The organism is Enterococcus sp. AZ103, assembly GCF_051714685.1.
Classification (GTDB): Bacteria; Bacillota; Bacilli; order Lactobacillales; family Enterococcaceae; genus Enterococcus_A; species Enterococcus_A alishanensis.
Window position 1 is genome coordinate 1551968 of the sequence record NZ_JBIOSI010000001.1, and the last position, 14222, is coordinate 1566189.

A 14222-nucleotide genomic window follows, 5' to 3' on the forward strand; every position below is an offset into this window, starting at 1 on the left:
TTAATGAAAAGAAAAATAGATATTTATTTAGCAATTATTTTAATACTAGCTTTATTTTTATATGCTTGGGGAATTTGGGATGCTGGTTCAGCCAATTCATATTATACTGCCGCAGTCACTAGTATGGTTCAAAGCTGGCACAATTTTTTCTATGGGGCTTTTGATGCTGCTGGATTTATTACAGTGGATAAACCACCGGTAGCTTTATGGTTTATGGCTATTTCAGCCAAAATTTTTGGTGTTCACGGCTGGAGTGTGGTTTTACCGTCGGTTTTATTTGGTGTTGGGTCGGTCTACTTAATGTATCGCTTAGTAAAACCAAGATTTGGTGTGCTTGCCGGAAGAATAGCGGCTTTAACCATGACCTTAACGCCGATTGTTGTAGCGAATTCACGAACCAACAATATGGACGCTACTTTAGTTTTTTTCATGTTACTAGCTGTTCGTTACGTATTTAAAGCAGTTGAAGTAAAGAAACAGAGATATTTATGGATTGGCTTTGCATTGATAGGTGTGGCTTTTAACGTAAAAATGTTACAAGCATTTATGATCTTACCAGCGCTTTACTTATTTTATTTCTTTGCTTCGTCAGTCAGTTGGAAGAAAAAAATTGTTCATTCCGCTGTAGCTACGATATTTTTAGCTGTCTTTACTTTAGCTTACCCAGTCTATGTTGATCATGTATCAGCAAGTGACCGTCCTTATATTGGCAGTTCACAAACCAATTCTTTATTAGAGTTAGCCTTTGGATATAACGGGACAGAAAGACTTTTAGGTCAGTCAACTGGAACGGGTGGTACTTTTCCCGGCATGGGAAACAGTGGGGAAAATAATACCCAAGATGGACAAATGCAACCGCCTAGTGGAAATAACAGTGAGCAAGGAATGACACCCCCTACTGATGGTGGCAATGCCAATCAAATGCCCAGCAATAATACTTCTATGGAAACCTCTCAAGGAGATGGTTTTGATGGAGAAAGACAAGGTGGCGGACCTGGAGGAACAGGTGGTGGAGGCGGTGCTTTTAATATCGGGAGTGCAGGACCTTTACGCTTATTCCAATCTGAATTAGGGCCACAAGTTAGTTGGCTGTTACCATTAGCATTAATCAGTTTGGTTGCTTCCTTTTTCTATTTTAGAAATAAGAAAAAATGGTATCGTCTTACTAAAAAACAAGCCCATATTATGTTTTGGGGTGTTTGGTTAGTAGCGGTTGGCAGCTTTTTCAGTATTGCTTCCTTTTTCCATCCTTATTATTTAATTATGTTAGCACCACCAATTGCTGCTGGTGTTGGTATTGGCATTGCTAGTTTATTTAAAAAAGATTTATCTGGTGGCAAAAAAATTATTGTGGGAATTGCTGGATTAAGTACGGCTGGTTTGCAGGCATATTTCCTAGCTTCTTACAGTTTATTAGCAGCTGGTTTAGTAGTTGCAGCAACGATTATTTTGATTGGCTTATTGTTTATCTCAAAATTGAAAGTCCACAGTAAAAAAATAATTTATGGCTTATTAACAGTTTTATTTATTGCACCAGCATTTTGGTCTTTGACACCGACATTAGCGCATCAGTCGGCAGCAATTCCAACAACTGGACCGGAATTACTCAGTCAAGGTGGCGCAACTGGAGGTCTAGGTTCTGAATCGGTCAATGAACAATTATTGGCTTACTTAGAAGAAAATCAAGGATCAGCTGAATATTTATTTGCAACAACTGATTCTAATTCAGCTTCACCTTATATTATTGCTTCTGGTAAGGCAGTGATGGCGATCGGTGGATACAATGGAACTGATCCAGCGATTACGCTAAAACAATTCAAGCAATTAGTTAAAGCAGGAAAGATTAAGTATTTCTATGCTAGTGGCAATAAAAATAGCACGTCTGATATTGCAGAATGGGTGGCAGAAAATGGTACCGAAGTGGACGCCAGTGAATATGGTGGACAAACTACAACAGAAGAGACAAATTCACAGCCTGAAAACGCCAGTGATTCAACAGAAGGAACGATTCAATCTAATCAAATTGGATTAATGCAAGGTGCCGGTATGGGCGGTGGTATGGATAGCGGTACCCTGTACCAATTATCAGCAGATTCAGTTAATTAAGGAGGGAAAGTTTATGGAGCAGCAACCTTTAATTTCGATTGTTTTACCAGTCTTTAATGAAGAAGAAACGCTGAATGAAACAATCTTACAAATTCAACATTATATCAATAGTCAACCAGCAACATTTGAAGTGATTTATGTGGATGATGGTTCAAATGATGACAGTGTTGAATTGATTCGGGCAGCAATTCAACAGTATCCATCTATCCGGCTGGTTCAGTTTTCAAGAAATTTTGGTCATCAAATAGCAATCTCTGCAGGTATTCGTTATGCCTCAGGTGATGCAGTAGTAGTAATGGATGCAGATTTACAAGATCCACCGGAAGTGATTACTCAAATGATTGAAAAATGGCGGGAAGGCTATGATGTGGTCTATGGTAAACGACGTTCTAGACAAGGGGAGAGCTATTTCAAAAAAGTTAGTGCTCAGATATTTTATCGTTTGCTTTCAAAAATGACTGATACGGAAATACCTTTAGATACTGGTGATTTTCGTTTAATGGATAAAAAAGTGATTACTCAATTAAAGAGAATGAATGAAACTCAACCATTTGTGCGAGGCATGGTTAGCTGGGTGGGATTTAAACAAACGGCAGTTATGTATGAACGGCATGAGCGTTTTGCAGGAGAATCTAAATATCCTTTGAGAAAAATGTTGTCACTGGCTTTTGATGGCATAACATCATTTTCAGTCGTTCCATTAAAGTTAGCCAATTATTTTGGCGGATTGTTGTTAGCAATTGATTTTTTATATTTGGTCATACATTTATTAATTGGAAATATGACGACCGACCATTGGATTATTGTGAATTTGTTAGGAATCGGCGGCGGTTTATCAATTGCAGTTGGAATGGTGGGCATTTATTTAGAACGAATTGTTAGCCAAAGCAAAGACCGGCCGTTGTATATTATCGATGAATTGATTGGTTTTCCTTATCAATCAAAGATTACAAAAAAAAATTTAGTAAAAAATGCCCATGGTATCCGCCAAAGCGCCAATGGTTGAGCCTGAAAAAAGATCAATCGTCTTTTTAAAGATGATTGGTCTTTTTTGATTTGTTATAATTAAATGAAGAGATTTGGAAGAGGTGAGAAAATGAAACGTTCACGCTATGTCGTGCTGGATCATTTAAAAGAGTTGGCTGAACAAAAAGAAAATATATCGACCCAAGCAGTTGCTGAAAATATTAATTTAAGTCGTAATGTTGTGACGACTTATTTATCTCAGTTATTAGAAGAGGGTTTAGTAGAAAAATATGGCACCCGCCCCGTCTATTGGCGACCAAAAACTGAAAAAAAAGATGCTTTTTCAGCTTTTATTGGTGCGAATGGAAGTTTAAAAGAAGCGATTGATGAGTCTAAAGCAGCAGTGACTTATCCGCCAAATGGGTTTCCAATTTTGATTACGGGAGAATCTGGTGTCGGTAAAAGTTATTTGGCGGGCTTGATTCACCAATATGCGATTCAACAAAAAGTCATTGGAAATCATGCCAATTTTGTGACGTTAAACTGCGCAGATTACGCTAATAATCCAGAATTGTTGTCTTCAGTTTTATTTGGTTATCGTAAAGGGGCTTTTACTGGAGCAAATGAAGATACTGATGGTTTGGTGCAACAAGCCGATGGTGGTTTTTTGTTTTTAGATGAAGTGCATCGTTTAAATAGTGAAAATCAAGAAAAACTATTTACTTTGTTAGATTTAGGGCAGTATTATCCATTAGGAGAAAAAGAGCAACCAATAGAAGTTAATTTGCGATTTATTTTTGCGACAACTGAATCGTTAGATGATACCTTATTACGAACTTTTCGTCGACGGGTTCCTATGAGTATTCAGTTGCCTGCTTTTCATCAAAGACCGATTCACGAGCGGTTAGAAATTACTTTTAACAATTTCATCACTGAAGCAACTAGTTTAAAAAAAGAAATGCAGGTAGGCTTAAGTGAAATTTTTCAACTAGTCAATCAGCATTATAAAGGTAATTTAGGAGATCTAAAAAATAATGTCCGCCTGTTAGCTGCCCGAGCATTGATGGAACAGCCAGAAAAAGTCGAACTGCAAATAGGAGATATGAGTCTTGGCAGTGTCACACTCAGTCAAGGTACCCAATCCACTAGCTTGACCAATCGGTTGTTTGCGGAAACGCTAGAACAATTAATCGCGACTGTTTTTGTTTCTGATAAGATTGCCGAGATGAACGAAACTCGTTTTTCTGTCCGCACAGAAATAAAAAAATTGCGGCGGCATTTTAATAATTCGGATTTAAGTGAATTATTAGTAGATAGCTTTTCCCAAATGTTGACAGTTAAAATGCAAACTTTTAAACAGAAATACGGTATTTTTAATCAAGTTTCAGCCAATGAAATAAATGAAGCGGGAATTTTAATTTATTTGTTGATGGAAGCAGCTGAAGTACCGGCACTTCCCCAAAATATCTTGACGATGATTAAAGGAAAATATTCCCGTTCTTATTATTTAATGGGAGAATTTGTCACTTTATTAAAAGATGATTTTGCGATTTCTGCGGAGCAAGCTGAGTTGTTGCAAGCATTATTGTTATTTGTTCTGATCGGTGAGGAGTATCAAGAAATTGAAAAAGTCCCTTTTTTTTGCTTGCTATTGTCTCATGGAAACATGGCTTCCAGTATTCAAAAGGTAGTCAATGGTTTGTGTCAGACGTATCTCTTTGAAGCTTTTGATATGCCGATTGATGCGTCGATGTTGGCAATCAGTAAAGAAGTTGAGAAATTTTTATTAAAACAAAATAAACCTGATCAAGAAGTGATTCTGTTGTTTGATATGGGTTCATTGAGTCAGATGTACAAAGAAATCAAGAAACAATCGGATGCTGATTTAATGGTAATCAATAATTTGACTACCTCAATGGCATTAGATATTGGTTTACAAGTTCAGCAGCAGCGGCCTTTTAAAGAAATTGCAAAAAAAGCTGAGAATTACAGTCAATTAACAAATGTTCAATATTTTGAAGGTCTTTCACAAAATCGAAATATTATTGTTTCTTGTATGTCCGGTGTCGGTTTATCGGAAGAAATCAAAAGTATGATGAATAAATGTTTACGGGAAGACACTGAAATTATTACGATGGATTATAAAGATTTGAAAACCACGTTGAATTCCCATGACTTAGATTATTTTTCCAATACCCAAATGATTTTAACGACAACCGATATTGATTCTTTTGACGAAATTTCAATTATTAATATTTATGATGTGATGGAACCAGAAGGTGCAAATCTAATGAAACAATTACTGGTAGAAAACGGTGAGTCAGTTAGCGCGACCGATGAATTACTAGATCAGTTTCTAGCCTTCTTTACGATTGAAGGAATCGCTGCGCGCTTACAGTTTTTAAATCCCGAAATTGTCATTAAAGAAGTCCAAGAAATCATTGAAAAATATGAACAGTATTATGAGTTAACCTTAAGTGGTCGAGATAAGCTGAATTTATATATGCATATCGCGTTAATGATTGAGCGAATGATGGTGAGTTCTCGTAAAGGTGAAGAAATTGTCAGTTTGGAAGAAGATTTAGATAGTGAGAAAAAAGAATTTTACTCAGTATCTAAAAATATTTTCCATAATGTCGAAACCAAATATAATATCCTTATTGACGAATATGAGCTGTCATTAATGTATGAACTGCTTAAAACACGTTTCTAAATTGAATGCTTAAAATAGTGCCCGAAATATTGAGCACTATTTTTTTGTGCTTAAAGGAGTACTCATATCAATGAAATTAAAGTTGGCACGCTAATTGCTTTTATAAAAGTGAGAAGGAGGTTGTGAGATGACAAAATTTGCAATCGCAACACATGGGAATTTTGCTAAAGGCTTAGAAAGTACGTTGGAATTATTTGTTCCCAATCAAGATATTACTTTTCTTTCAGCTTACGTTGAGGATCTTCCGCCAATCGAGCAGCAATTGGAAGATTTCTTTGCAAATTTAGATAATGAAGAATTAGTTGTTGTATTTACCGACTTATTCGGAGGAAGCGTCAATCAAAAAGTACTATTAGGTAGTGAAGGGAAAAATATTCAGATTATTGCCGGCTTTAATTTGCCAATTGTTTTAGAAATTATTTTGAATCAAGAAGATTTAACAACTGAAAAAATACAACAATTAATCGAAGCAAGTCGCGAAGCACTTCAAATAGTCCCACCAATCAATCAAATAGAAGAAAATGAAGAAGAGTTTTTTGCATAAAAGGAGAAGATGAAAATGATTAAAGCTTTACGAGTAGATGAAAGATTAGTCCATGGACAAATTGCGATGGTATGGTCGAAAGATTTGAAATTAGATGGCTTAGTAGTAGCAAATGATGAAACAGCTGCTAATCCTACGCAACAAATGGCTTTAAAAATGGCAGTACCTTCAGGTATAAAAATTATTATTAAAAGTGTTGATGATGCCGCAGCCTTAGTAAAAAATCCTAAAGCTGGGAATATGCGGCTGATGGTACTAGTCAGGACCGTTGCAGATGCAGTAAAATTCGCCAGTCAAGTCGATGATATTGAATATGTCAATGTTGGAAATGTTGGCAAAACAGTTGGTGAAGATAAAAAAACTATTACCAAGTTTGTCATGTTGACAGATAGTGAAATTGCTAGCTTAAAAGAACTAGTAACTATTTATCCAGAAACAGCTTTTCAAGTGATTCCAAGTGATGAAAAAACGTTAGCATCAGAAATTATTAGTAAACAAGGACTATAAGGGGGAACTTAAATGTTAAATGCATTAATTGTAGCAGGAGTTGTATTTTTCTGTTTGTCCATGAATGAGTTAATTGGATTTAGTTTATTATGGCGACCGATCGTGGTTTCTCCATTAGTTGGTCTACTAATGGGCGATCTGCAAACTGGATTGATTGTAGGCGCATCTTTAGAAACAATCTTTATGGGAATTATTAATGTCGGCGGTGCTTCGGCAGCCGAGCCTGGTTTAGCAGCTGCATTAGCTACAGCCTTTTCGATTCAAAACGGAAGCGGTGTTGAAGCAGCGATCGTATTAGCAATTCCGATTGCTATTTTAGGACAACAAGTGAAAACATTGATCTATATTTTTTGGAATGGTGCCTTTACTGAAAAATTCACTAAATTAGCTGGAGAAAATAAGCAAAAAGAATTTGTTCGATTACATTTCTTTGTTTGGTTCGGCTGGTGGTTCTTATATGCATTAGTACCGTTTTTCGCTATGTATTTTGGTTCGACTGCAGTAGAAAGTGCTTTGAATGCTATTCCAGAAGTAATTATGAACGGGTTAAATATTGCCGGTGGACTATTACCAGCAGTCGGGATGGCAATGCTATTGAAAATGCTTTGGTCTACTGAGATTGCAGTCTATTTCTTCTTGGGCTTTGTATTGATTGCTTACTTTGAATTACCACTAATTGCTGTTGCCGTGATTGGTTTTATTATCGCCATCATTTTTGCACAAATTGATTTCCACTTTAATAAAATTTCTAATCGAACTGCACCAGCTGCAGTTGTTGAAGATGATGGATTATCACAAGAAGAGGAGGATTTCTTCGCATGAAAATAACTAAATTACCTCAAGAGGAAAAGAAATTAGTCAAAAGTATGTTTTGGCGTTCACTAACTTTATATGCTTCTGTTAATCCAGCAAAACAAGGTGCTAATGGTTTTGCTTACTCAATGTTGCCATTTATCAATCACTTTTATAAAACAGAAGATCAACAAGCAGAAGCATTTTTACGTCACAATGTTTATTTCAATACAACGGTTCCGATGGCTTCCTTTGTAATGGGGATTGCAGCTTCAATGGAAAAAGAAAACAGTGAGAAACCTGATTTTGATGTTTCTTCAATCACTGCGATTAAAACCAGTTTGATGGGACCTTTAGCCGGAATTGGTGATTCTATTTTCATGGGTGTATGGCGCGTATTAATTGCTGGGATCGCGATTAGTTTAGCGCAATCTGGCAATATTATTGCTCCAATTTTCTTCGCTATCGGTTTTAGCTCATTACCTTGGGTTGTTCGTTACTATGGTGCATTTTTAGGCTATTCTTTAGGCTCAAAATATATTGAACGACTGTATTCAGAAGGCTTAATTTCGATTCTTTCAAAAGCTGCCAGTATTGTTGGATTAATCATGGTAGGTGCTATGACCTCATCAATGGTGATGTTTGATACAAAATTGGATTTTAAAATTCAAGGTGAATCTGTTTTAAATGTACAGGAGATGTTAGATTCATTATTTGTCGGTATTGTGCCACTATTATTAACCTTGCTTTGCTTTAAATTATTAAACAAAAAAATGAGTGTCACCGTTCTAATGGTGCTAATTATTGTTTTAGGAATATTGTTGTCAGTTTTAGGTATTGCTTAAAAGGAGTATGTGATGAATTCAGAATGGTGGAAACAAAGTGTTGTTTATCAAGTCTATCCAAAAAGTTTTTATGATAGCAACCAAGATGGATCAGGAGATATTCGAGGAATTATTGAAAAACTGGACTATTTAAAGAAATTAGGTATCGATGTAATTTGGCTTAATCCATTGTATCAGTCGCCATATGTGGATAATGGCTATGATATTTCTGATTATTATCAGATTAATCCTGATTTCGGAACGATGGCAGATTTTGACGCGTTATTACAAGAAGCCCATCAACGAGATATTAAAATCATTATGGATTTGGTAGTCAATCATACTTCTGATCAACATGAATGGTTCAAAAAAAGTCAGCAAGTGCCCAAAAACAAATACCGTGACTATTATATTTGGAAAGATCCTGTAGAGGGTCACGAACCAACCAATTGGGGCTCAAGTTTTGGCGGCTCCACTTGGGAATTTAACGAAGAAATTGGGCAATATTATTTACATTTATTTGCGAAAGAACAACCGGATTTAAATTGGGAAAATCCAGAAGTCAGACAAGAAATTTATAAAATGATGCGTTTTTGGTTAGATAAAGGGATTGACGGTTTTCGAATGGATGTGATCAGCTTACTCTCAAAAAAACCTGATTATCCAGATGGCCGTGTGATTCAAAATAGAAAATTAGGAACCTATTATGACGGCGCCTCAAATGGACCGCGAGTCCATGAATTTTTACATGAAATGTATCAAGAAGTTCTGTCTCATTACGATGTTTTAACAGTTGGTGAAACGCCTAACACGAATGCAGATCAAGGTGTTTTGTATTCTGATCCAACACGGGAAGAATTAAATATGGTTTTTCATTTTGAGCATATGCATGTGGATTATGGTAAATATGGTAAATATTCCAATGCTAGCTTTAAATTAACAGATTTGAAAAAAGTTTTAACTGAATGGCAAGAAAAACTCTATCAAAAAGGCTGGAATAGTTTGTATTGGAATAATCATGACCAAGCGCGGGTGATTTCAAGGTTTGGTGACGATCAAGAGTATCGCGTAACCTCTGGGAAAATGTTAGCGACATTATTACACTTTATGCAAGGAACTCCTTACATTTATCAAGGAGAAGAAATTGGTATGACCAACGTGAAGTTTCCGGAATTAACTGACTATCAAGATTTGGATGTATTTAATACTTACAAAGAATTAACAGAGATGCATCAATTGTCCCATGAGTTTGCAATGGAAGCAATTCATGCTAAATCACGTGACAATGCTCGTACACCAATGCAATGGAGTGAGGAAAAGTTTGCCGGATTTTCAAAAGTTAATCCATGGTTAGCGGTCAATTCAAACTATCCAGCAATCAATGTTGAAAAAGCTTTAGAAGACCCTAATTCCTTATTTTATTACTATCAAAAATTGATTCAGTTAAGAAAAGAGTATGAAATCATCACAACAGGTCGTTATCAATTGCTAGCTGCTGATTCGGAAAAAATTTATTATTATACACGAGAAACTGACGATCAAATCTTAGTTGTTGTTTGTTCGTTTTCAAACGAAACCGAAGAATTTATTTTAGAAAATTATTCAGATTTGGCAACTTACTCTGAAGCTAAATTGTTGATTGGTAACTATCTAGAGGCTAATCAAGTAGCTTCAGAAATGATTTTAAAACCATACGAGGCAGTGGCCTATTTGTTTGATAAGAAAGGAAAGTGAATATGAGTCAAGCTTGGTGGAAAAAAGCCGTATTTTATCAAATATATCCAAAAAGTTTTAATGATACTAACAATGATGGCATTGGAGATTTAAATGGCATTAGAGAAAAATTGCCATATTTAAAAGAATTGGGTATCGATGCTTTGTGGATCAGTCCCGTTTATTTATCGCCACAAGTAGATAATGGTTATGACATAGCTGATTATCGTCAAATAGATCCAATGTTTGGCACCAATCAAGAGATGTATGACTTAATCGAAGAAGCCCACGAACAGAAAATTAAAATTGTGATGGATTTCGTGGCAAATCACACTTCTGATGAATGTCTATGGTTCAAAGAAAGTCGTAAATCAAAAGATAATTTCTTTAGTGATTTTTATATTTGGAAAGATGCTAAGGCTGATGGTTCAGCACCTAATAATTGGGGCTCGAGTTTTGGCGGTTCTGCTTGGAGTTGGGATGACTCGCGGCAGCAATACTATTTACATTATTATGCCAAAGAACAGCCGGATTTAAATTGGGAAAATCCGATGGTTCGGGAATATATTTATGACATGATGCGTTTTTGGAAAAGTAAAGGCGTTGATGGTTGGCGGATGGATGTAGTAACATCTATCTCAAAAGATTTGGCTTTTCCAGATAATCCCCGAGCTTTTACTACTGAAAATCAACAAAATGGTCCAAGAATGCATGAATTTATTCATGAAATGAATCAAGAGGTTTTGAAACCTTTTGAGATGATGAGTGTGGGCGAATCGCCAGCAGCAAAATCTAACGACGCATATTTACTAGTTGATCCTAAACGGGAAGAATTGGATATGATTTTTACTTTTGAGCATATGCATGTGGATCGTAAAAAAGGCGATGTCAATGGACGTTGGGCACTTAAAAAAATGGATTTACCTCAGTTGAAAAGCATTTTGGCTTCTTGGCAGATTGAATTGCGCGACAAAGGTTGGAATGCTTTGTATTTTGAAAATCATGATCGGGCGCGGGTAATTTCTCGTTGGGGCAATGATCAAGAATTTCGTTATCAAACAGCGACAGCTTTTGCGACAGTTTTACATGGATTACAAGGAACCCCCTTTGTTTTTCAAGGGGAAGAAATCGGCATGACCAATCCAAAATTTGAGTTAGAAGAGTACGAAGACATTGAATTACGAGGGAATTATCAGTTTTATGTTGAACAGCAAAAAACTATGAATAGAGAAGCTTTTTTAGCAGCGATTCACAAAATTTCTCGCGACAATGCCCGTACACCTATGCAGTGGGATGCATCAGAAAATGCTGGTTTTAGTCAAGCGGATCCGTGGTTCAAGTTAAATCCAAATTATCCAGAAATCAATGTTGAAAATGATCGAAAAAGTGAACAATCAGTCTTTAAATATTATCAAGCATTAATCGAATTACGACATAATGAAGCTATTCTGACAGAAGGCAGTTTTGAATTATTATATCCAGAAGATGAAGCCTTGTTTATTTATAAACGACAATACGCAGGAAAAACTTGGTATGTGGTAGCTAATTTTTCAGAAACAAAGCAAGAAATACCTAGTGAAGTAAACGGTTTGACTGGAAAAATAATGATTAAAAACGATCTTCAGCGTGCAGAGCTTTCAAACAGTTTAGCACCTTATGAAGCTTTTATTATTGAAGTGTAAAAAAGTACTCGTCTGTATAGTTTTTCAGACGAGTGCTTTTTGTTTAGCTAAAGGAATTTTTATTTGAAAAATAATTCCTTGCGGCTGTAAATCAAGGGTTTTTATTTTTCCATGATGCAAATGGACAATTTGCTGGGCAATTGCAAGTCCCAAACCATAGCCACCAGTTTGTTTGCTGCGAGAAGTATCTTCGCGGTAAAAACGGTCAAAAAGTTTTTGCTGAGTCATTTTATCAATCGATGGTCCTGTATTAGCAATTTCCAACAACCAATCATTGCCGCTTCTTTTTGAAGTAACCGAGATGGTATCACCGGATGTGGTATATTTTAAAGCATTGTCCAACAAAATAACGAATAGCTGATGGACTTTTTCTTTGTCGATCATAACTAATTGAGAAAGCGTGTTTGTTAAAATCAAAGTCTTTTGTTCTTTTTCAGCTATTTCTCTAAAAGGAGTGACTAACTGATTTAAAAATTCTTGGCTATCAACTTCTATTAGGTTTAGCGAATAAGTATTTGTTTCCCCGCGAGCAAGCGTTAATAAATCATTAGTTAGGATTGATAATCGGCGGGTCTCATTTAACGCTAAAGCAATCGATTCGGCTTCATCAAGAATAGTTTGATCAGGATGCTGAAAGACACTTTGCAATTTATTTTGAATAATTGTTAAGGGCGTGCGCAATTCATGAGAGGCATTCTCGACAAAATCCTGCTGTTTCCGCCAAGCTTTCATAATCGGCCGCATCATGAGTGCCGATAAATAATAACTAATAAATAACGAGATGATCCATGAAATAAACATTGCAATAATCAAGCCAGTTTGAAAAGTTTTGACAGTTTGGGTGACTTGATTGGTATTGACTAAAAATTCTACATAAGCAATCTGATTATTATCTGAATTCGTATATTTTTTCGTTATAGAATGGAAAGAAAAGCTCCCACTACCGCTTTCTGAAGAAACTTCTAAAGAATTTACTGTGTTTAGATTGCTTTTGTTTAATTTCAACTGAGTAAGTTGTGCTAGACGACCATTGTTCTCATCATTGTTTAAAATGGTGCCATCCTTTGACCATAAAATAATCTGGCTATTAAAAAGATTTTCACCAGTTGGATCCGGTGGAGGTGTTTGAGTGAGCTTATTGTCTTTTCCAGAAAGACGATCAATTTCTTGTTGAATCAAGTCATCTTTTTCGCTCATATTTATTAAACTTTGATCGGTTTCTTTATAAATATTAGTGGTAACTAAGCGGATCATGACGATACCTAGAGTCAAAAAAATTAAAGCAAACGCCAGCATGTTCATTAGAAAATAGCGGATCCGTTGTTTTTTTAGTAGCGTATTATTCATGGCTTTGCTCCTGCAATAAATAACCCACATGTCGAAGTGTCTTGATTTTGTTTTCCAAATCAGTTCCTTTTAAATGTTTGCGTAAATGACTGACATATACTTCGACAACCGTCAAAGTTGTTTCAGAATTGTAACCCCAGATCCGATCAAAGATTTGTTCTTTGGTTAAAATAGTACCGGCATTTTGAATAAAATAGACCAATAGATCAAACTCTTTTCCCTGTAGCGGTATTTTTTCTTCACGAAAACTTACGCTGTTAGCATGGAGATTACAAATAACTTCTCCATATTGCAATGTGGCATCATCAAATAAACCGATTGACCGTTTTAATAAAGCTTTCACCCGCATCAAAAGTTCTTCACGATAGAAAGGTTTCGTCAAATAATCATCGGCGCCTTTTTGAAAACCTTCAATCTTATTGGGTAATTCATCTTTAGCACTAACGACTAGCACCGGAAGTGCGCTTTTTTTCTGTTTAAGAGCAGATAAAATATCAAAACCATTTTTCCCAGGCAGCATGATATCTAATACTAACAAATCATAAATAGTACTTTCCGCTTCAAATAAACCTAGTTCACCATCATATACTTGAGTGACTTCACCAATCTCGATCAATATTTCTTTAATACTATCGGATAATTCATAATCGTCTTCGACTAACAATATTTTAACCATGTCAACCTCACTTTAATTGTTTTTAAGAGTAGTATAAAGAAAATGTTAGAAATAAATTGGAAGATTTTACGAAAGTCTTGTTTTTATTTTCAAGAAATAATCGGCAAATTTGAAACAAATCCTTTGACTTTATGAAATACAAATGATAATTTTAATACAATCTTTTAAGGAGGTACAGAAATGATGACACACAACAAGCAGATGACAATGGAAAATACTTGTTGTTGTATGGTGCAAAAATGCAGCATACGAATTTGTCATGTCTATTAATCTGTATCTATCTTGATAATTTATTTTATTGAAGATCGAAGAGCTGCAGGAAATAGCCTGTAGCTCTTTTTTTTATTTTTAG

At 35.7% G+C, this 14222-nt stretch carries 11 protein-coding genes; 9 read left to right on the forward strand and 2 right to left on the reverse strand.

From position 1 onward, the window contains the following. Window positions 1–3: 3 nt before the first annotated feature. The 9 genes from ID741_RS07845 to ID741_RS07885 all read left to right on the forward strand — a co-directional run bounded on the left by ID741_RS07845 (window position 4) and on the right by ID741_RS07885 (window position 11847). Window positions 4–2106 carry an ArnT family glycosyltransferase gene (locus ID741_RS07845; protein ID WP_246601525.1) on the forward strand — a complete coding sequence of 701 codons (2103 nt, stop codon included), beginning with the start codon at window positions 4–6 and terminating at the stop codon, window positions 2104–2106. Between the two features lie 13 nt (window positions 2107–2119). Further along, window positions 2120–3112, forward strand: coding sequence for a glycosyltransferase family 2 protein (locus ID741_RS07850; RefSeq protein ID WP_438719635.1), 993 nt, complete (start codon window positions 2120–2122; stop codon window positions 3110–3112). 90 nt (window positions 3113–3202) lie between these two features. Then, window positions 3203–5785: a sigma 54-interacting transcriptional regulator gene (locus ID741_RS07855; protein ID WP_438719636.1), complete on the forward strand. Its 2583-nt coding sequence runs from the start codon at window positions 3203–3205 to the stop codon at window positions 5783–5785. Window positions 5786–5912: 127 nt separating this feature from the next. Further along, window positions 5913–6329: a PTS sugar transporter subunit IIA gene (locus ID741_RS07860; protein ID WP_218326858.1), complete on the forward strand. Its 417-nt coding sequence runs from the start codon at window positions 5913–5915 to the stop codon at window positions 6327–6329. Window positions 6330–6344: 15 nt separating this feature from the next. Continuing rightward, window positions 6345–6836 carry a PTS sugar transporter subunit IIB gene (locus ID741_RS07865; protein WP_218326857.1) on the forward strand — a complete coding sequence of 164 codons (492 nt, stop codon included), beginning with the start codon at window positions 6345–6347 and terminating at the stop codon, window positions 6834–6836. A gap of 12 nt (window positions 6837–6848) precedes the next feature. Then, a complete protein-coding gene (locus tag ID741_RS07870) occupies window positions 6849–7658 on the forward strand; it encodes a PTS mannose/fructose/sorbose/N-acetylgalactosamine transporter subunit IIC (RefSeq protein ID WP_218326856.1) in 810 nt (269 codons plus the stop codon). Then, the gene (locus ID741_RS07875; RefSeq protein ID WP_218326855.1) at window positions 7655–8473 is read left to right on the forward strand and encodes a PTS system mannose/fructose/sorbose family transporter subunit IID; all 819 of its coding nucleotides are present in this window, start codon (window positions 7655–7657) and stop codon (window positions 8471–8473) included. Before ID741_RS07870 ends, ID741_RS07875 begins: the two co-directional genes overlap by 4 nt. Before the next feature lie 12 nt (window positions 8474–8485). Beyond that, on the forward strand, window positions 8486–10186 hold the full coding sequence (locus ID741_RS07880; protein ID WP_438719637.1) for a glycoside hydrolase family 13 protein: 1701 nt from the start codon (window positions 8486–8488) through the stop codon (window positions 10184–10186). Between the two features lie 2 nt (window positions 10187–10188). Further along, entirely contained in the window at window positions 10189–11847 is a 1659-nt protein-coding gene (locus ID741_RS07885) for a glycoside hydrolase family 13 protein (RefSeq protein WP_438719638.1), read from the forward strand. A gap of 24 nt (window positions 11848–11871) precedes the next feature. Here the strand turns inward: ID741_RS07885 and ID741_RS07890 are convergent, their stop codons facing one another. Beyond that, window positions 11872–13194: a sensor histidine kinase gene (locus ID741_RS07890; RefSeq protein WP_438719639.1), complete on the reverse strand. Its 1323-nt coding sequence runs from the start codon at window positions 13192–13194 to the stop codon at window positions 11872–11874. Next, window positions 13187–13870, reverse strand: a complete 684-nt coding sequence (locus ID741_RS07895) for a response regulator transcription factor (RefSeq protein ID WP_438719640.1) — start codon at window positions 13868–13870, stop codon at window positions 13187–13189. The genes ID741_RS07890 and ID741_RS07895 overlap by 8 nt, the downstream gene beginning before the upstream one ends. Window positions 13871–14222 lie beyond the last annotated feature (352 nt).